This window comes from Corynebacterium pollutisoli, from assembly GCF_900177745.1.
Classification (GTDB): Bacteria; Actinomycetota; Actinomycetes; order Mycobacteriales; family Mycobacteriaceae; genus Corynebacterium; species Corynebacterium pollutisoli.
In genome coordinates, this window is record NZ_FXAR01000009.1 from 35,657 (window position 1) to 54,036 (window position 18,380).

Here is an 18,380-nt window from a genome sequence, read left to right on the forward strand (position 1 = left end):
GGGGTGGCGTGGAACGATTCCTCGACGAACTGCTCATCGAACCGTGGCGCATCCCGGTCATCATCGCGACGGCCACGGGCATCTACCTCGGCTTCATGGTCCTGGCCAAGCTCTTCGGCTCCCGGATCCTGCTGGCGATGACCGCCTCCGACGCCGTGATCATCATCATGTTCGGCGCGGTCGCCGGCCGCGTCATCATCGGCCATCCGCCGACGCTCGCCGCGGGCCTGCTCGGCCTGGCCTCCCTCATGGTGCTCGAGGCCGCGTTCGGCACCCTGCGCCGCTTCACGGGCTGGGGGAGACTGCTCAACCGTCGCCCCGTGCTCGTCGTCTCCGAGGGGACGATGCTTCTCGACGCCATGCGTACCGCCCACCTCAGCCGCACTGACGTGCTCACCGCCGTGCGCCGCGCGGGCCTGGGCTCCCTGTCCCAGGTGCAGGCGATGGTGTTCGAGCCGACCGGCACGATGTCGGTCATCCGGACCGGCCAGCCGCTCGACCCGGAGGTCCTGCGCGGCGTGCGGGGCGCCTGAACACCCGGCGGAATCGACACAGGCCGCCGTCCCCGGTGAGCGGGGAGGGCGGCCTGGTGAACTGGCGGTGAACCGCAGCAGCCGTCTTAGCCGTTGATGCGCTGGATGAAGAGGAATGCGGCGGACAGGGCGCTGATGATGGCGGTGAAGACGCCGATCCAGCTCGTCATCTGGTCCGGATCGCTGGAGAGATCCTCAGTCTTCTCTTTGTCCTTCTTCTCGGTGGTGGTCGAAGAGCCCTCGGAGGACAGAGCCGGCGCCTGCGTAGTCGTGGTGGCGGTGGTGGTCTCGCTGCTCTGAGCGAAAGCCGGAGCGGAGAGGCCGGCGGTGGTCAGGGCGACGGAGGTGGCAACGGCGGCAATGGCCTTGCGGGAGAAGAGCTTCATGGGAATACCAGTTCCTTGGCGTGAAGGGAGTTTCTGAACAGACCACACCTTAACCCGTGGATTAAAGTTACGCAACAATTTCATCACAGAAAACGCCCCCGGTTCACAGGGAACCGGGAGCGTTGACAGCGTGCGTCGAGAAGCTCCTATCCGACGGTGGCGGTCTCGATGCGGACCTCCTCGGCGGGCGCGCCGTCGGCGGCACCGCCCTCGACACCCGCCTCGGCGATGGAGTCGAGGGTGGCCAGGCCCTCCTCGGAGATCTGGCCGAAGTAGGTGTAGTCCGGGGCCAGCGGGGAATCCTCGTAGTTGAGGAAGAACTGGGAACCGTTGGTGTCCGGGCCGGCGTTGGCCATGGCGATGGAGCCGCGCGGGTAGATCACCGGGGAGGTGGCGGGGCCGTCGAGCTCGTCGGTCGGGTACTCGTTGGCGAACTGGAAGCCCGGGCCGCCGGCACCGGAACCGGACGGGTCGCCGCACTGGAGGACGTGGATGCCGGAGGTGGTGAGGCGGTGGCAGACGGTGTCGTCGTAGTAGCCCTCGGAGGCGAGGTGCTCGATGACGTTGACGGTGCAGGGGGCGACGGAGCGGTCGAGCTCCATGCCGATCGGGCCCTGGGTGGTGTCGAGGGTGACGGTGACGGTGCCCTCGGTGGGAATGTTCTCGGTGGCCGGGGTGGAGACCTCGCGGGAGGCGTCGCCGGCTTCCGGGTACTCGCAGGTGACCGTGGCCGGGAGTGCCTCGGCGCGGGCCATGGTCAGCGGCTCCATCTCCGGGGTCTCGGCGGTGGTCGTGGTCTCCTCGTCCGCGGTGATCTGCTCCTCGCTGTCGCGGGTGGCGAGGAACCAGATGCCGGCGACGATGGCCAGGATCACGACGGCAGCCGCGACACCGATCTTCAGCGGGCGGGACTTCTCGGCGCGGTCGCGGGATTTCAGTTCGCGGTCAAGCTGGGCGAGAGCATCCTCGCCGCGTTTCCTGTTGTCGGTCACCGGGGACTCTTCCTGACGTAGTCGGACATGTACGGTCAGTCAGTCTAACCGGCGGGGTGCGGCGGTGGTGCGGCGGTGGTGCGTCGTGGCGCGGTGTGGTGGAGATCTCTATTGTGGGGGCATGGCTAACGTCACCTTCAAGAACGAGTCCACCTCCACCTCCGGCGAGCTGCCGGCCGTCGGCGACCAGCTCCCCGATTTCACCCTCGTCGGCACCGATCTGTCTGAGATCACCCCGGCCGACCTCGCGGGCAACCGGGTCGTGCTCAACATCTTCCCGTCCCTGGACACCGGCGTGTGCGCGGCGTCCGTCCGTGAGTTCAACAAGCGCGCCACCTCCCTGGACAACACCGTCGTCCTGGGCGTGTCCCAGGACCTGCCCTTCGCGCACGGCCGTTTCTGCTCCGCCGAGGGCATCGACAACGTGACCACCGGCTCCACCTTCCGCTCCTCCTTCGGTGAGGATTACGGCCTCACCCTGCAGGGTTCCCCGCTGCAGGGCCTCCTGGCCCGCGCGGTCGTCGTCGCCGACGAGAACGGCAAGGTCGTCCACACCCAGCTCGTCGACGAGATCACCGACGAGCCGGATTACGACGCTGCCGTCAACGCCCTGTCCTAGACTTTTACCCCTCCGCCCCGGTCACCTGCGTGGTTGGCCGGGGCTTCCGTCTGTCTGTCATGATGAGACGCATGACGCGTTCGGAGAGAAACAACCTGCTGGCCATTCTGGCGGCCATCATCCTCATCATCGGTGGCATCGCGGCCGCCGTCATCTTCGGTGTGAAGGACGCGGAGCCGCAGCTGGTGGCCGACGAGGTTGCGGTCACCGACGGGGCCACGCAGACGCCCTCCGCGGAGCCGGCACCCCCCGCTGACCCGCTCGCCGACGCGCAGGTCAACAGCATCCACTCCGGGGGCGCCCCCGAAGTCGGAGACACCTTCGGTGACGTCGCGCGCATGCGCAGCTGGGAGGGCGAGGTCGACGTGTGGCGGGGCGGCAACCCGCAGATCATCCTCGGCCCGGCCGGCAACTGGTTCCCGGCCGGGCAGCCCGGCTGCGGCGACGGCCGCTACGTGGTCGAGTTCTCCGCTACGGGCCAGCTCACCGCCTCGCTGCGCGACGAGCTGGGGGAGACCACCCGGGAGAAGGACGCCCGCACCGGCTGGATGCTCCTCGACGACTGCCACCTGCCGTACGTCACCCTGACCGGTGAGGCGGAGGATCCGCAGGACACCGTCGTGTTCGAGGTTCACGAGTTCCAGCCCGCGGGCTAGACTTCCCCTCATGCAGCTCCACGGATTCGCGGCAGGCCCGTACCAGACCAACACGTTCATCGTCGTCAACGACGGCCGGGCCGGGGTCGTCGACCCCGGCATGCACGCCGCGAAGCAGGTCATCGCGCTGCTCGAGGAGACCGGCGCCGAGCTCAGCGAGATCGTGTGCACCCACGGCCACATCGACCACGTCCGCGAGGCCGGGGACCTGGCCAAGCGCTACGGTGTGCCCGTCCACCTCCACCCGGCGGATGAGTTCATGCTGCATCCGGAGGGCATCATGCCGCAGTCGCGGGTGCTTTTCGACGTCGCGTCGATGGTGCCCATCGCCGATCTCCGCCCGCTGAACGACGGTGACACGGTGACGCTCGCCGGCATCGAGTTCCGCGTCGACTTCGCGCCCGGGCACTCCCCGGGGTCGTGCCTGCTCGTCCACGAGGACTTCTGCTTCACCGGCGACGTCCTGTTCAAGGGCTCCATCGGCCGCACCGACTTCCCGACGTCCTCCCCGGAGGACATGGACGCCTCCCTCCGCGGCCCCGTGTGGGCGCTGTCCGACACCCTCCAGCTGTTCCCCGGCCACGGCCCCGCCACCACCATGCGGGCCGAGCGCCAGACCAACCCGTTCCTGCTCCAGTTGGGCCTGTAGGTAAGGTATTTTCACGTGACTGACGCGAAGAAGAAGTTTGCCGCCCTGTCCGCACCCAAGGGTGTCCCGGACTACATCCCGCCGGTGTCCCCGGTGTTCCTCAAGGTGCGCGACACCTTCATCCACCAGGCGCATCTCGCCGGCTTCCAGCACATTGAGCTCCCCGTCTTCGAGGACACCACCCTGTTCGCCCGCGGCGTCGGCGAGTCCACCGACGTGGTGAGCAAGGAGATGTACACCTTCGCCGACCGCGGCGACCGCTCCGTCACGCTGCGCCCCGAGGGCACCGCCGGCGTCATGCGCGCCGTCATCGAGCACAACCTCGACCGCGGCCAGCTGCCGGTCAAGCTCAACTACGCCGGCCCCTTCTTCCGCTACGAGCGCCCCCAGGCCGGCCGCTACCGCCAGCTGCAGCAGGTCGGTGTCGAGGCCATCGGTGTCGACGACCCGGCCCTCGACGCCGAGGTCGTGGCCCTGGCCGACCGTTCCTACCGCTCCCTGGGTCTCAAGGACTTCCGCCTCGAGCTCACCTCGTTGGGCGACAACACCTGCCGCCCCGCCTACCGCGCCAAGCTGCAGGAGTTCCTCTTCGGCCTGCCCCTCGACGAGGAGACCCGCCAGCGCGCCGAGATCAACCCGCTGCGTGTCCTCGACGACAAGCGCCCCGAGGTCCAGGAGATGACCGCCGACGCCCCGCTGATGCTCGACCACCTCTCCACCGAGGCCCGGGAGCACTTCGAGACCGTCACCGGGCTGCTCGACGACATGGCCGTCCCCTACGTCATCAACCCGCGCATGGTCCGCGGCCTCGACTACTACACCAAGACCTGCTTCGAGTTCGTCCACGACGGCCTCGGCGCCCAGTCGGGCATCGGCGGCGGCGGGCGTTACGACGGCCTCATGGCCCAGCTCGGCGGCCAGGACCTCTCCGGCATCGGCTACGGCCTCGGCGTCGACCGCACCGTCCTGGCGCTGGAGGCCGAGGGCGTGACCCTCGACGGCGTGGAGCGTCGCGTCGACGTCTACGGCGTGGCCCTCGGTGCGGAGGCCAAGAAGGCGATGGCGCTGCTCATCAACGACCTGCGTGCCGCCGGCATCTCCGCCGACATGGCCTACGGTGACCGCGGTCTCAAGGGCGCCATGAAGGGCGCCGACCGGGCGGGCGCCCGCGTCGCCCTCGTCCTCGGTGAGAACGAGCTCGCCGCCGGCACCGTCGCCGTCAAGGACCTCGCAGCCCACACGCAGTCCGACGTGGCGCTCGACGCCATCGTCGGGCAGCTGCGCGCATCGCTGGGGTAGGTCTGGCCCCCGACGGTTGTTGCGGGCGCGAAAATAAATCGGCCCGCAACTTGCTGATATCACCATAGCTCCTGTTAACGTGTCAACATCTCAACTGTTGCACGGAGGAGGACGGATGACCGTCACCATCGGAGTCGATGTCGGCACCCAGGGAAGCAAGGCCGCGGTCTACACCGGTGACGGTGTCCAGGTCGGCCGCGCGTACACCCCGCACACCATCACCTACCTCGGCCCGGGCCGCGCGGAGATGGATCCGGAGCATCTCGTCGACGCGGCCTGCTCCGCCATCGCCGCCGCCCTCGACGACGCCGTCGCCACGGGAATCAACCGCCGCGAGGTCGCCGGCATCGCGCTATCGGGCATCCTCGTCGGACAGGTGCTTCTCGACGTCGACGGCACCGTCCTCCATCCCATCATCACCAGTCTGGACACCCGCGCCCAGGAGCATGCCGCCGCAGCCGGGCGCGACCTCGAACCCCTGTGGCTCACCGAGTCCGGCACCTCGACGCTCGACGCCTACGCCGCTCCGTTCCAGCTGCAGTGGATCCGCGACAATCGTCCGGAGATCTGGTCACGCGTCGTCCGCACGGTGTCCGTCGCCCCCTACGTCTCCGCCCGCCTCGCCGGCCTGACCCAGGAGGAGATGTACACCGACCCCACCCACGCCTCCGGGTGGATGGTCGGCTGGGATCATGAGAGTCGCACATTCTCCCCGCGCCAGCTGTCCGCCTTCGGGCTGCCGACCGGCATCCTCCCGCGTATGGTCGCCTCCGACGACATCATCGGCCATGTCACCGCGGAGTTCGCCGCGCGTACCGGCCTCCCGGCCGGCACTCCGGTCGTCGCCGGGGCCGGGGATGTCATGCAGTCGACACTGGCCACCGGCATGATCAACGTCGGCCAGGCCACCGACTCCGCCGGAACCACCAGCATCCTCACCGTCGGTGTCGACGGGGTGCTCCCCGAGGTTGCCGCCATGCCGGGCATGCTCTTCAGCCTCGGTACCCTCCCCGGGCAGGCCATTTACTGGGGGTACATCCGGGCGGGCGGGCTTTCTCTGCGCTGGTTCCGGGATCAGGTGGCCCGCCGCGAGCAGGACGACTCCATCTACGCCACCTTCGATGCGCTGGCCGCCGGGGTGACCCCCGGTTCCGACGGCGTCCTCTTCCTGCCCTACCTGGCCGGCGGCAACCCCGACAGCCCGCACGCCTCCGGGACGTGGTTGGGTATGGATTCCGGCACCGACACCGCCCGCCTGTGGCGCAGCGCCCTTGAGGCCGTCGCCTACGAGTACGCGACGACCCTCGACGTTGTGCAGCGCGGCGGTGTCGACCTCACCGAGGTGCTGGTCACCGGCGGGGGAGCGGCCAGCACGGTGTGGAACCAGATCAAGGCCGACGTCACCGGCGTGCCGTGGAACCGCCCGCACCGGGTGGACGGACCACCGCTGGCCAACGCCGCCCTGGCGAACCAGGCCCTCGGGTTGTCCGCCGGCCTGGCCGCCCAGCTCACGGAGTGGAACAGCGGCGGCACCGCTGTGCTTCCCGATGCCGACGCCCACCACTACTACCGGCAGGCCGCCGCCGAGCGCACCCGCCTGCTCACCGGGCCCATGCAGGAGGTCTTCGCCTCCGTCCGCCACCTTCGAGATCTCTAGGAGAAACAACATGACCCTGCTGTACAAGTGGAACGCCTCCGCCCCCGACACCGAGCTGCTGCGCACGGCACAGCCGGAGGAGATCGCCGCCGAGCTGTACACCCTCGGCGTGCGCTACGAGCAGTGGCCGACGCAGGAACTCGCCGACGATGCCGACCAGGAGGCCGTCCTCGCCGCCTACGCCGACGAGGTCGCCCGCATCAGCGCGGAGGAGAACTTCGTCACCGTCGACGTCGCCCGCCTGCGCAACACCGGCCAGCCCGATTTCGCGGAGACGGCCCGGGCCGCCCGCGAGAAGTTCCTCGACGAGCACACCCACGCCGATGACGAGGTGCGCTTCTTCGTCGAGGGATCCGGCACCTTCTACCTCCACATCGACGACACCGTCTATGCCGTCGTCTGTGAACGCGGTGACCTGCTGTCCGTTCCGGAGGGCTCCACCCACTGGTTCGACATGGGCGTCGCAGATCCGCAGTTCTGCGCCATCCGCTTCTTCCACGATGGCGAGGGCTGGGTCGGTGACTTCACCGGGGAGAAGATCTCCGCGCGGTTCCCGGGCCACGACGAGCTGCTGGCCGGGAAGTAGGACCCCATGATCAGCCTGCCGCGACCGGCCGCCATCGTCCTCGACATCGAGGGCACCACCTCCTCCACCTGGTTCGTCCACGACACCCTCTACCCCTACTCCCGCGCGCGCTTCGCCGACATCCTCTCCCGGGAGGGCCACCCGGACGTGGAACGGGCCCGGGGACAGATCATCCAGGAGGCGGGACTGGACCCGGAGGCGGGCGTCGATAAGCTCGTGGCCGCCCTGGAAGGGTGGCTCGACAGCGACGAGAAACGCACCCCCCTCAAGACCCTGCAGGGGCTGATCTGGGCGGAGGGATTCTCGGCCGGTGACCTCACCTCGCACTTCTACCCGGACGCAATCCCGGCGATGCGGTCCTGGCACGAGCAGGGGATCGATCTGACGATCTTCTCCTCCGGATCGGTCAACGCCCAGACCTCCTGGTTCGGCAACTCCCCGGAGGGGGACCTGCTGCCCATGTTCAACGGCCACTTCGACACGGAGAACGCCGGTCCGAAGAAGCTCCCGTCCTCGTACGCGACCATCCGTGAGGCCATCGGCGTGCCCGCCGGGCAGCTCCTGTTCTTCTCCGACCTCGTCGAGGAACTCGATGCCGCCCGAGCCGACGGGTGGGGAACCGTCGGAGTACGTCGCGAGGGCGACCAGTACTTCGACCGCGGAGTCGGCGACCACCCGGAGATCTCCTCCTTCGAGCAGGTGACCTGGCGGTGAGCGTGCTCGGCGGCCCGGTCGGCGGGCACTACGACGTCGCAGTCATCGGCGGCGGAATCTCCGGCGTCCAGATCGCGCGACATGCCGCAGGGCGCGGGCTGCGGACCGTCCTTCTCGAGCGCAACGACTTCGGCGCGGGGACCTCGGCGGCCACCACCAAGGCGATCCACGGTGGACTGCGCTACCTCGAGCAGTACGACTTCCGCGTCGTCGCCGAGTCGGTGAGTGAACGCCGCTACCTCGGACTGGCCGCCCCGCACCTCGTGCAGCCGCGTAGCTTCCTGCTCACCGCCTATGACTGGTCGGCACCGCGCGCCCCCGTCCTCGGCGCGGGAGTCGCCCTGTATGAGGCGATGGCGTGGCGTCGCAACGCCGGCGTGCCCAAGGACATCCGCTCGCCGCGCTTCCGGTGGATCGGGAAGAAGGCGCTGCTGACGCAGGTGCCCTGGCTGAGCCCCGACGGACTCACGGGTGCCTGGCGGCACGACGACACCCTCAACATCCACCCCGAGCGGCTCCTGCTGGCGATTCTCAAGTCCTACGTCGCCGACGGGGGCACCGCGCTCAACCACGCGGAGGTCACGGGCCTGCTGCGCGATGACGCGGGCGCGGTGCGGGGAGTCCGCGTCAACGGACACCGGGACATCGCGGCGACCGTGACGGTCAACGCAGCCGGCCCCTGGGTGGCCTCCGCCCTCGGCGACCTGGCGACGACGGCCGGCGTCCGGGTCCGGCAGGCCAAGGGTGTCCACCTGGTCACCCGCGACCTGGGCAACCGCGACGGCGTCTTCGTCCGCGGGCGCAACGGCCGCCACATCGTGGTCAACCCGTGGCAGGGAAAGACGCTCGTGGGTCCCACGGACACCCCCATGTCCGGCAGCGCCGATGAGGCCGCCACAGAGGTGGAGGACATCAACCTGCTGCGGGAGACCCTCGACTCGGTTTCCGCGACCCCGCTGGTCCGCGAGGACGTCGAATCGACCATCGTCGGCGTGCGCCCCCTTATCGACGACGGGTCGGACACCTACACCTCCTCCCGCCGCTTCGAGATCCGCGACCACGCACCCACCGGGCTGCCCGGCCTGTACTCCGTCACCGGTGGCAAGTGGACCACCGGCCGGGCCATGGGGCAGAAGGTCACCGACACCCTCATCCGCGCCCACCGCGGGTCACTGCCGCCGACGCGGGACTTCGACTCCCGCCACCTCGACCTGTCGACCTCCTTCGGCGACTATGACACGGTCACCGCCGCCTTCGAGGCCGCGGCAGCGCGCGTCCCCTCCGCCGACCTGCCGCGTGACACCCGCATCCACCTGGCGCGTCTCTACGGCACCGAACACGAGGCGGTGCTACGCCTCGTCGTCGAGGACCCGCGACTGGCGACCCCGGTTCCGGGCAGCTCCGACATACTCGCGCAGGCCGTCTATGCGGTGACCCACGAGGCGGCCGAGACCCTGCAGGATGTGCTCGACCGCCGTATGACCGTCGGCACCCTCGGCCTCGTACGGGAAACCGCGGCCCGCCTCGTGGCCGCGACCGTCGCCCCGCTCCTGGGATGGGAGGCGGAGCGGCGGGACGCGGAGGTCGCCGGGTACCTCGGGCTCCAGGCCGCGGAGACGGCGGTGCTCGATGAGGCGTTCGCCCCCGGTTCGTCCCGCTAGTTCAGCGTCCCCGGCAGGTCCCGCAGCAGCTCCTGCGCGTCGGTCGCCGACTCCAGGGTGTTGACCACCACCGGCAGCATGTCGGTGTGGATCATCGGCAGGTTGCGCTCGAAGGGGTGGCCCAGCGCCCGGGTCTGCCACTCGTGCCCGGAGTGACGGTGATCGTTCTCCGGGTAGCGGGGGTCGACGAGGATGAAGCCGCCGGTCTCCGAGAGGTACGGAGCCCACACCGTCGCGATGCCGTGGAGCACCTTCTGCCCGGTCTCCGTCTCCACCTCCTGGTAGCGCAGGGCCGCGGGGATGCCGGCGGCGCGGAACAGGGCCACGAGCAGGGCGGCCTGGTTGTGGCAGATGCCCTCACCGACGCGCAGCGTCTCGGAGGCCTTCACCGTGACGGTGCTGCTGCCGGTGTCGGCGGGGTGGGAGATCCTGTCGCGGACGTACGTGAAGACCGCGCGGACCGTCTCCGCCGGGTTGGGGCCACTCAGGGCGTGGGCGAGGGCGCTGATGTCCGGGTGGTCGGCGTCGATGACGGTGGTCGGGGCGAGGAACTCGGGCTCGAGATGCATGGCGTCATGATAGGCATATCGCCTGAGGCACAGCTCGCCATGGATGGATCGAGTGACGGGGTGTCCGCCCGGCGACCACACTCGACCTACTCATGGGGAGATATGCCTGGGGAGATATGCCTCAGGATCAGCACTCGGTCAGGGCGACCGGCAGACCGAGGTGCACGGCCAGGCCGCCGGTAGAGGTCTCCTTGTACTTGCTCATCATGTCGCGGCCGGTGTCGGCCATGGTCTGGATGACCTCGTCGAGGCTGACGCGGTTGGTGCCGGTGCCGCGCCAGGCGAGGCGGGCGGCGTTGATGGCCTTGACCGCGCCGATGGCGTTGCGTTCGATGCACGGGATCTGCACGAGCCCGCCGACGGGGTCGCAGGTGAGCCCGAGGTTGTGTTCGAGTGCGATTTCGGCGGCGTTCTCCACCTGGGAGGGGGTGCCGCCGAGGAACTCGCACAGGCCGGCGGCGGCCATGGCGGCGGCGGAACCGACCTCGCCCTGACAGCCGACCTCCGCCCCGGAGATCGAGGCGTTGTGTTTGATGATGATGCCGATCGCTCCCGCGGTGAGCAGGAAGTTCCGGGCGGCGGCCGCGTCGAAGCCGGGGAGGTGCTCCCGCGCGTAGTGCATGGTGGCGGGGATGATGCCGGCCGCGCCGTTGGTCGGGGCGGTGACGACGCGCCCGCCGGCGGCGTTCTCCTCGTTGACGGCCAGGGCCCACAGGTTGACCCACTCCATGGCCTCCAGCCCGGCGCCGTCCTGCTCCTGCTGGAGCGACTCGTGCAGACCGGGCGCGCGCCGCACCACGCCCAGCGGGCCGGGCAGCAGCCCGGTGGTGGCCAGGCCGCGCTCGACGCAGTCCTGCATCGTCGCCCACACCTCGTCGAGATGCTTGTCGACGTCCCCCTCGTTCGCCCGCATCACCTCCGCGACGGAGAGCCCCTCCCGGGCGCAGTGGGCGAGGAGTTCCGCGCCGGAGGAGAAGGGGTGCGGCACGGGCTGTTCAGGGGCGGGGGTGTCGAGCTCGTCGCGGGTGGCGATGAACCCGCCGCCCACGGAGAAGTACGCTTCCTCGGCCCCGTCGGCGGCGAAGACGACGCAGTTGGGGTGCTCGGGTGCGGGTTCCGGGTCGAAGGTGAAGTCGTAGGAGAGGCCGTCGATGGTGCCGGTGGGGTCGATGAGGGTGCCCAGCGGCGGGTCCTCGGGCGCGTCCGTGGGGGAGTGTCCGAGGAGGCCGAGGAGGATGGCCCGGTCGGTGCCGTGGCCGACACCGGTCGCGGCCAGCGATCCGCGCAGGGTGATGTCGACGTGCTCCGGGCGGCCGTGGGTGTCCACGAATGCCGCAGCGGCCCGCATCGGACCCACGGTGTGGGACGATGACGGGCCGATGCCGATGCTGAAGAGGTCACGCACGCTGGGGGACATGCGCCCCAGTGTAACCGTGGTCACATACCGTCGTGGCCGCGCAGCAGCTGCGAGAAGGGGACGAGGTCCTCGGAGGGGTCCACGCCGGTGCGGCGGTGGGCGGCCTGGCCGGCGGCGGTGACTCCGCCGAGGCCGCCGACGCTGGCGGAGGCGACCATCTGGTCGGCGAGCTCGGCGGCGGCGCGGTTGACGCGGGCGTCGAGAAGCGCTCCCTCGTCGGAGCCGAAGTCGTCCGTCGCGGCGAAGATGCCGGTGGGCACGACGAAGGCACGCATGTAGGTGAGCAGCGGGCGGATGGCGTAGTCGAGGACCAGGGAGTGCCGGGCCGTGCCGGCGGTGGCCGCGATGATGACGGGCATGCCGTTGAGGGCGTCGTTCTCCAGGACGTCGAAGAACGTCTTGAACAGGCCCGAGTAGCTCGCCTTGAACACCGGGGTGGCCACGACGAGGCCGTCGGAGGCGGAGACCAGCTCCTTGGCCTTGTCCAGCTCGGGGGAGGACATGCCGGTGGCCAGGGCGCGGCCGAGGTCATTGACCAGGTTCCGCAGCTCGATGACCTCGATGGTGAGGTTTTCACCGCGCGCGGAGACGGCGGCGGAGGTGGCGGCCGCGATCTGGTCAGCCACCTGGCGGGTCGTCGACGGGGTCGACAGGCCAGCGGAGATGACGGTGAGGGTGCGCATTACTTCTTCTCCTCACCCGGGTTGACCAGGAAGTGCGGGGAGGTGCGGTTCTCCTTGAGGGAGGCGTGGGTCGGCGGATCGGACGGCACGTGATCCGGGCGACGGGCCTCCATGCGGCGGCGCAGCTCCGGGACGACCTGGGTGCCCAGGATCTCGATCTGGTCGAGGACGACCTCCAGCGGCAGGCCGGCGTGGTCGATGAGGAAGAGCTGACGCTGGTAGTCGCCGACCCAGTCCGCGAACTCCATGGTGCGGTCGATGACCTGCTCCACGGTGCCGACGGTCAGCGGGGTCATGTCGGTGAACTCCTCCATGGACGGGCCGTGGCCGTACACAGGGGCGTTGTCGAAGTAGGGGCGGAAGAAGTCCTTCGCCTGCTGCTCCGTCTCACCGATGAACACCTGGCCGCCGAGGCCGACGATGGCCTGGTCCGCCTGGCCGTGGCCGTAGGCCTCGTAGCGACGACGGTAGATGTCGACCATCTTCGCCGTGTGCTCCTTGTTCCAGAAGATGTTGTTGTGGAAGAAGCCGTCGCCGTAGAAGGCGGCCTGCTCGGCGATCTGCACGGAACGGATGGAGCCGTGCCACACGAACGGCGGGACGTCGTCCAGCGGGGCCGGGGTGAGGGTGAAGCCCTGCAGCGGGGTGCGGTGCTCGCCCTGCCAGTTGACCACCGGCTCGCGCCACAGGCGGCGCAGGAGGTGGTAGTTCTCGATGGCCAGCGGGATGCCCTGGCGGATGTCCTTGCCGAACCACGGGTACACCGGGCCGGTGTTGCCGCGGCCCATCATGAGGTCGACGCGGCCGTCGGCGAGGTGCTGCAGGTAGGCGTAGTCCTCGGCGAGGCGGACCGGGTCGTTGGTGGTGATGAGGGTGGTGGCGGTGGAGAGCTGGAGCTTCTCGGTCTGGGCCGCGATGTGGGCCAGCAGCACCGGCGGGTTGGCCGGGGCGACGAAGGGCGGGTTGTGGTGCTCGCCGGTGGCGAAGACGTCGAGGCCGACCTCCTCGGCCTTCCTGGCGATCGCGACGGTGGCCTTGATCCGCTCGTTCTCGGTGGGGGTCTGGCCGGTGGTGGGATCGGTGGTGACGTCACCGATGGTGAAAATGCCGAACTGCATGGGGTTTCTCCTAAGGTAATCTGTTTGTGCCCCCACCGTAGGTGACATGTCAACATCGTGTCAAGAGGGCGCGCCGGATCAGGAGTCGACGGCCTCCATGAGCAGCGCGATGTCCGAACCACCGATGACACGGATCGGCCGCTGATCCTTCCGCCCGTGCTCCGTGATGATCGCCGCCCGGGGCATGGAACCGTCCTTCCGCGGCGTCGTCAACGCGTCGATGGCCTCCTGCGCCAGCACATCCCGGGCGAGGAACACCGCCCGGTCGTTGTCCTCCGCCCAGTCGAGGACCTCCGCGACGGAGCGGGCGTCGAGATGATCGTTGTCATCGAGATCCGCCGCCACCCAGCGTGCGATCGTGTTCGTCGTGAGGATGCCCGTGCACTTCCCGTTGTCGTAGATCGGCAGCTGCGAGATCGTCGTCGACCGGATGACACGCAGCGCCTCCCGGATGTCGTCGGCCGGGGCGACCGTGCGCACCTCGTGGTGGCCCAGCACTCCCAGCGCCGTCGGCGGATCGCGGAGGATGTCCCGGATACGCACGATGTCGGCCACCGTCTCCGGCAGCGGCTCCGCAATCGGCCGCATGTCCTCGGTGTACCGACCGTGGCTGATCGCGTTGCGCAGCTCGGCGAACTCCTTGAGATCCCCGGCGTGATCCTCGGAGATGAGATGGCGGCGCACCGCCTGATCCACCATCCAGCGGAAATTGTCGGATTTCTTCGCGCTCAGCAGGTCCCGGAGGAAGGCCTCGATGTCGTTGAAGGCCGCCAGGAACGGGATGGCGCGGTTGGGGGCAGTCTGCTCGGTCACACGCCCCAGGGTAATGAGAAGATGAGTGTCATGGCCGAGTTCACACGCCCTGAGCTGGACGCCCTGCTGCGCCACGCCGACGAGGTCCTCCGGCGGGCCGCCGGCGCCCGACAGCTTATCGACGCCCCCCGCACCCCGCCCACCGCCCCCGGCGCTGTGGCTCTCGGGTTCATCATGCTGCCCCCGGGCGCGGTGACGTGGCCGTCCGGCTTCTTCGCCGCGACCGAACTCGACGGGTTGCCCAACTCCTGGGGGAGGATCCGCCAGTACCTCTCCGCGGCGGCGGTGCTGGGGCCCCTGCGCCTGGAGGCCCGCAACGCCGCACCGTCGATCCTCGGCCGCATCTTCGCCGGCGGGAAGATCGCCCGGGCGCGGGCGGCGGCAGGTGACCTGCGCTCGCGTCTCGCCGACCCCTCCTTCGCGGCTCTCGACGCCGACGTCCGCCGCTACCTCGAACTCGCGGGGCTCGCCGACATGCTCCAGTCCCGCGGCGTCCCCCTGCACCCCGGGGCGCACGCCGTGCCCGACCACCTGGTCAGCGCCGCCCGCACGGCCGTGGAACAGGCCGTCGGCGCGCCGGGCTCGACGTTCGTCCAGCACGACGCCGGGGTCCAGGCGCGGGTGCTGGAACGGGCCCGGGCTCTGCAGCAGGATCCCCACTCCGAGCCGGCGATGCGTCGCGAAGCGGAGCGGCTTCTCGACGCCCTCACCGCCGAACGTGCCGACCTCCTCCTCCGGCAGCTGCCCGTCGACGCGCTCAAGACGGCCACCAACGAGCGGCTCCGCTTCACCGGCCTCGACACCATCGGCGTGCACACCGTCGCCGACGTGCTGGCCACTCCCACCGGACGACTCACCCAGGTCCAGGGCATCGGCGCGACGACGGCCCGTCGCCTGCGGGCGGCGGCCGAGACGCTGCGACAGGAGGCCGTCGGCACGCACACCACGGGCATCGGCGACACCCCGACCGCCTCCGCCATGGCGCTCGTGCGGCTGCTGGCGCAGTTCGACCAGATCAACACCCTCGACGAGATCCAACGCGCCCGACGCCGCCGCATCCTCGGATGGGCGGAGAAGGTACCCGCCACCGGCGGCCTGTGGGACGTGCTGGTGGGTGAGGGGCCGGAGTGGCGCGCCTACCTCGACGACATCGCGTGGGCCGACGTCCACCCCGAGGTGCTCGCGCCCGCACGCCCCGTCACGGTGTCGGGGGAGAGCTGGGCGGACTACCTCACCCGCCCCGCGCACTACCAGGCGCTGCTGTCGACGCTGCTCGACCTCGAGGTGGAGGGTGGCGACGACCTCGCGGCCGACATCCTCGAGCGCATCCGCTCCCTCCGCCTCGACACCACCCACCTCACGGATCTTCACCTGCGCGGCTACCAGTCCTTCGGCGCGCGCTTCACGCTGGTGCAGGAGAAGGTCATCCTCGGCGATGACATGGGCCTGGGCAAGACCGTCCAGGCGCTGGCTGCCGCGGCGCACCTCCACGCCACCGGCCGGCAGCACACGCTCGTCGTGTGCCCGGCCTCCGTGCTGACCAACTGGGAACGCGAATCCCGCCGCTTCACCGACCTGCCCGTCTACCGCGCCCACGGACCCGAGCGCGTCGAGGCGGTCCGCGCCTGGGAGTCGGACGGCGGGATCTGCCTGCTCACCTACGACGGGGCGCGCACCACGGAGCTCCGGGCCCCGGACTTCGTCATCGTCGACGAGGCGCACTTCATCAAGAACCCTGCCACCGGCCGGACCCGCGCCGTCCGCGCGCTCATCGACGCCGCCTCCCACGCCCTCCTGCTCTCCGGCACGCCGCTGGAGAACCGGGTCTCCGAGTTCGCCACCCTGGTCAGCTTCGTTGCGCCGGAGCTCATCTCGACGGGCATGTCCGAGATGGCGGCCGCGGACTTCCGCAAGCGCATCGCCCCGGCCTACCTGCGCCGCAATCAAGCTGACGTCCTTGACGAGCTCCCCGAGCGCCTCGACCAGACCGACTGGATCGATCTCACCCCAGCCGACGAGAAGCACTACGCCTCCGCCGTCCAGGAGGGCAACTTCATGGCCATGCGCCGCGCCGCCATGACCACCCCCGGGGCCGTCCCCGCCAAGCTCGAACGCATCCGGGAGATCGTCGAGGAGGCGGAGGAGGCCGGCCGCCGCGTCCTCATCTTCACCTACTTCCTCGACGTCCTCGACCGCCTCGAGGCCGAGCTGGGTAGGCGCGTCGTCGGCCGCCTGTCCGGCCGGGTGTCGGCGGCCACCCGCCAGACGCTCATCGACGACCTCGGCTCCGCCCCCGCCGGATCCGTCCTGCTGGCGCAGATCACCGCCGGCGGAACCGGCCTCAACATCCAGGCCGCCTCCGTGGTCATCCTCGTCGAACCCCAGGTCAAGCCCTCGATCGAGGCGCAGGCCGTGGCGCGGGCGCACCGCATGGGCCAGACCTCCACCGTGGTCGTCCACCGACTCATCGGCGACGACACCGTCGACGAGCGCATGCTGGAGATGCTCGCCGGCAAGACCCAGCTTTTCGACGCCTACGCCCGCCCCTCCGAATCCGCTCAGGTCGACGACGCCGTGGACGTCACCGAGGGCCAGCTCGCGGAGGCCATCATCAAGGCGGAACGGGAACGTCTGGGGTTCGACGCTTAAGCCGGCGTGGGCCCACCCCGCCCCCTCGGGGCTCGGGGCTCGGGGCTCGGGGCTCGCGCCCGTCCCCTCGGGTTCAGCCCAAATCGAGTCTGTTGGGCTCGGAATCGCGGCAATGCCGAGGTCACGGACGCGACGACATGATCCCGAGTCCCTACTCGCGGTCCTTCAAGCCTGCAACAGGAGTCCGCCCAGCCTGTGGACAACCACCGGTTATCCACAGAACAAGGGCCCCGGCACGATCGACCGGAGCCAGCCGGGCGCATCGCTGCCATCCTGCAGGCATGACGCCAGATTGGAAAGACAGACACCAGCTCCGGGACCTGCGGACAGAAACGTTGAGCTCCACCGAGATCAGTGAGGGGATACAGAGCGGCAGACTCGTCAAGCTGACCGCCGAGATCGCGATAGACAAGCAGTACTACCACGAACTTCCGCCCTGGAAGAAGGCCGAAGCACGGGCGGTGGCCGTGGGGATCTCCGCAGATAAAGCGGTGGTGTCGGGGATGGCCGCCGCCCGTCTGTGGGGTGTCATGTTGCTGGGAGTGGAGGACGTTGTTGATCTCCACCTTCCTGGCAGAGGACGACCGGGTGCCAAGGCGGGGTGGATAAACGGCGCCCGATATCGCTCAGCGATTCTCCCGGAGTCGGAGGCGACGACTCTAGGGGGCGTCAGGGTCACGGTTCTGCTCCGGGCGCTCGTCGATATCGCGCGACATGAAAGCCACTTTGAGGCGGTCGCTGCCATCGACTCGGTGCGAAGGAAATGGCCCGATGTGGACGAGGCCCGCCTGCGGAAAGAAGTCGCGGCGTACGGACGCTTTCCCGGAAAACGCAAGTTCCTCAGGGCTGTCGAGCTGTCCCGGCCGCAGATCGGCAGCCCGTGGGAGACGAAAGCACGGCTGCTGCTCGAGGAGTCCGGGATCACGGAGATCGTGTCGGTGGAGACACAGGTGGAGTTCAGGGACACGATCACCGGGAAGCCCTACTTCGTCGACATCCTCATCAACGGGTGGCTGGTTCTGGAGGTTGACGGGAAGTCGAAATACACCGGGGAGTACGGGGACGAGCCGGAGAAGGTGATCCTCAACGAGAGGGAGCGCGAGAAGGCGCTGCAGAACCTCGGCACCACAGTGCTTCGAACTGACAAGAGCGGTTTGGACGCCAAGCCCGGAGGTACGTGCGAGATGCTCCAGATGGTCCAGCGGGCGTTGCAGAACTTCAACCCGCCGAAGAGCCTGCCCCGTGTGGACGGACTGGACAAGATCGCCAGCTGACGTTGCCCTCGGGGTTCGGCATCGCACCCTCGCGCTCATCCCCTCGAGATCGCCCCGGAAACGCGCTCGTGGGCTCGGGATCACCGCGATCCCGAGCCCACGAGC

18 protein-coding genes are annotated in these 18,380 nt (G+C 69.5%); 11 read left to right on the forward strand and 7 right to left on the reverse strand.

Annotated features, from left to right (window positions below):
• The first annotated feature begins 8 nt into the window (after positions 1–8).
• A complete protein-coding gene (locus B9Y70_RS11250; protein WP_240309251.1) occupies positions 9–533 on the forward strand; it encodes a DUF421 domain-containing protein in 525 nt (174 codons plus the stop codon).
• Between the two features lie 86 nt (positions 534–619).
• Here the strand turns inward: B9Y70_RS11250 and B9Y70_RS11255 are convergent, their stop codons facing one another.
• Both B9Y70_RS11255 and B9Y70_RS11260 read right to left on the reverse strand, forming a co-directional pair.
• The gene (locus B9Y70_RS11255) at positions 620–919 is read right to left on the reverse strand and encodes a hypothetical protein (protein WP_085550357.1); all 300 of its coding nucleotides are present in this window, start codon (positions 917–919) and stop codon (positions 620–622) included.
• A gap of 146 nt (positions 920–1,065) precedes the next feature.
• Positions 1,066–1,911: a peptidylprolyl isomerase gene (locus B9Y70_RS11260; protein ID WP_085550358.1), complete on the reverse strand. Its 846-nt coding sequence runs from the start codon at positions 1,909–1,911 to the stop codon at positions 1,066–1,068.
• Between the two features lie 121 nt (positions 1,912–2,032).
• On the opposite strand from B9Y70_RS11260, the gene tpx reads away from it, so the two are divergent.
• From tpx to B9Y70_RS11300, 8 genes are all read left to right on the forward strand, one after another.
• Entirely contained in the window at positions 2,033–2,530 is a 498-nt protein-coding gene (tpx, locus tag B9Y70_RS11265; RefSeq protein ID WP_085550359.1) for a thiol peroxidase, read from the forward strand.
• Between the two features lie 71 nt (positions 2,531–2,601).
• Positions 2,602–3,186, forward strand: coding sequence for a hypothetical protein (locus B9Y70_RS11270; protein WP_085550360.1), 585 nt, complete (start codon positions 2,602–2,604; stop codon positions 3,184–3,186).
• Between the two features lie 10 nt (positions 3,187–3,196).
• Complete coding sequence (locus B9Y70_RS11275) at positions 3,197–3,835, forward strand: MBL fold metallo-hydrolase (RefSeq protein ID WP_085550361.1); 639 nt, start codon at positions 3,197–3,199, stop codon at positions 3,833–3,835.
• 15 nt (positions 3,836–3,850) lie between these two features.
• Positions 3,851–5,134, forward strand: a complete 1,284-nt coding sequence (hisS, locus tag B9Y70_RS11280) for a histidine--tRNA ligase (protein ID WP_085550362.1) — start codon at positions 3,851–3,853, stop codon at positions 5,132–5,134.
• Between the two features lie 115 nt (positions 5,135–5,249).
• Complete coding sequence (locus B9Y70_RS11285) at positions 5,250–6,791, forward strand: xylulokinase (protein ID WP_085550363.1); 1,542 nt, start codon at positions 5,250–5,252, stop codon at positions 6,789–6,791.
• A gap of 10 nt (positions 6,792–6,801) precedes the next feature.
• Positions 6,802–7,377, forward strand: coding sequence for a 1,2-dihydroxy-3-keto-5-methylthiopentene dioxygenase (locus B9Y70_RS11290; RefSeq protein WP_085550364.1), 576 nt, complete (start codon positions 6,802–6,804; stop codon positions 7,375–7,377).
• Between the two features lie 6 nt (positions 7,378–7,383).
• Positions 7,384–8,091 carry an acireductone synthase gene (gene mtnC / locus B9Y70_RS11295; protein WP_085550412.1) on the forward strand — a complete coding sequence of 236 codons (708 nt, stop codon included), beginning with the start codon at positions 7,384–7,386 and terminating at the stop codon, positions 8,089–8,091.
• The gene (locus B9Y70_RS11300; protein WP_240309252.1) at positions 8,088–9,752 is read left to right on the forward strand and encodes a glycerol-3-phosphate dehydrogenase/oxidase; all 1,665 of its coding nucleotides are present in this window, start codon (positions 8,088–8,090) and stop codon (positions 9,750–9,752) included. The genes mtnC and B9Y70_RS11300 overlap by 4 nt, the downstream gene beginning before the upstream one ends.
• Here the strand turns inward: B9Y70_RS11300 and B9Y70_RS11305 are convergent.
• From B9Y70_RS11305 to B9Y70_RS11325, 5 genes are all read right to left on the reverse strand, one after another.
• A complete protein-coding gene (locus tag B9Y70_RS11305) occupies positions 9,749–10,321 on the reverse strand; it encodes a transglutaminase-like domain-containing protein (RefSeq protein ID WP_085550365.1) in 573 nt (190 codons plus the stop codon). The two genes, B9Y70_RS11300 and B9Y70_RS11305, sit on opposite strands and share 4 nt — an antisense overlap.
• 127 nt (positions 10,322–10,448) lie before the next feature.
• Positions 10,449–11,738, reverse strand: a complete 1,290-nt coding sequence (locus B9Y70_RS11310; RefSeq protein WP_085550366.1) for an L-serine ammonia-lyase — start codon at positions 11,736–11,738, stop codon at positions 10,449–10,451.
• 20 nt (positions 11,739–11,758) lie between these two features.
• The gene (locus B9Y70_RS11315; protein WP_085550367.1) at positions 11,759–12,421 is read right to left on the reverse strand and encodes an FMN reductase; all 663 of its coding nucleotides are present in this window, start codon (positions 12,419–12,421) and stop codon (positions 11,759–11,761) included.
• Positions 12,421–13,539: an LLM class flavin-dependent oxidoreductase gene (locus tag B9Y70_RS11320; protein WP_085550368.1), complete on the reverse strand. Its 1,119-nt coding sequence runs from the start codon at positions 13,537–13,539 to the stop codon at positions 12,421–12,423. The genes B9Y70_RS11315 and B9Y70_RS11320 overlap by 1 nt, the downstream gene beginning before the upstream one ends.
• A 78-nt stretch (positions 13,540–13,617) precedes the next feature.
• Positions 13,618–14,352 (reverse strand): CBS domain-containing protein, encoded by a 735-nt coding sequence (locus tag B9Y70_RS11325; protein ID WP_085550369.1) that lies wholly within the window; start codon positions 14,350–14,352, stop codon positions 13,618–13,620.
• 30 nt (positions 14,353–14,382) lie between these two features.
• Here B9Y70_RS11325 and B9Y70_RS11330 point away from each other — a divergent pair, with 30 nt between their 5' ends.
• A complete protein-coding gene (locus tag B9Y70_RS11330) occupies positions 14,383–17,001 on the forward strand; it encodes a DEAD/DEAH box helicase (protein WP_085550370.1) in 2,619 nt (872 codons plus the stop codon).
• Between the two features lie 281 nt (positions 17,002–17,282).
• Positions 17,283–18,275: a rhodanese-like domain-containing protein gene (locus B9Y70_RS11335; protein ID WP_085550371.1), complete on the forward strand. Its 993-nt coding sequence runs from the start codon at positions 17,283–17,285 to the stop codon at positions 18,273–18,275.
• Positions 18,276–18,380: the final 105 nt, after the last annotated feature.

Coding starts and splice junctions, on each gene's coding strand:
- B9Y70_RS11255 (WP_085550357.1), bottom strand. CDS start 919: ATGAAGCTCTTCTCCCGCAAGGCCATTGCCGCCGTTGCCACCTCCGTC.
- tpx (WP_085550359.1), top strand. CDS start 2,033: ATGGCTAACGTCACCTTCAAGAACGAGTCCACCTCCACCTCCGGCGAG.
- B9Y70_RS11270 (WP_085550360.1), top strand. CDS start 2,602: ATGACGCGTTCGGAGAGAAACAACCTGCTGGCCATTCTGGCGGCCATC.
- B9Y70_RS11275 (WP_085550361.1), top strand. CDS start 3,197: ATGCAGCTCCACGGATTCGCGGCAGGCCCGTACCAGACCAACACGTTC.
- B9Y70_RS11285 (WP_085550363.1), top strand. CDS start 5,250: ATGACCGTCACCATCGGAGTCGATGTCGGCACCCAGGGAAGCAAGGCC.
- B9Y70_RS11290 (WP_085550364.1), top strand. CDS start 6,802: ATGACCCTGCTGTACAAGTGGAACGCCTCCGCCCCCGACACCGAGCTG.
- mtnC (WP_085550412.1), top strand. CDS start 7,384: ATGATCAGCCTGCCGCGACCGGCCGCCATCGTCCTCGACATCGAGGGC.
- B9Y70_RS11305 (WP_085550365.1), bottom strand. CDS start 10,321: ATGCATCTCGAGCCCGAGTTCCTCGCCCCGACCACCGTCATCGACGCC.
- B9Y70_RS11310 (WP_085550366.1), bottom strand. CDS start 11,738: ATGTCCCCCAGCGTGCGTGACCTCTTCAGCATCGGCATCGGCCCGTCA.
- B9Y70_RS11315 (WP_085550367.1), bottom strand. CDS start 12,421: ATGCGCACCCTCACCGTCATCTCCGCTGGCCTGTCGACCCCGTCGACG.
- B9Y70_RS11320 (WP_085550368.1), bottom strand. CDS start 13,539: ATGCAGTTCGGCATTTTCACCATCGGTGACGTCACCACCGATCCCACC.
- B9Y70_RS11330 (WP_085550370.1), top strand. CDS start 14,383: ATGGCCGAGTTCACACGCCCTGAGCTGGACGCCCTGCTGCGCCACGCC.
- B9Y70_RS11335 (WP_085550371.1), top strand. CDS start 17,283: ATGACGCCAGATTGGAAAGACAGACACCAGCTCCGGGACCTGCGGACA.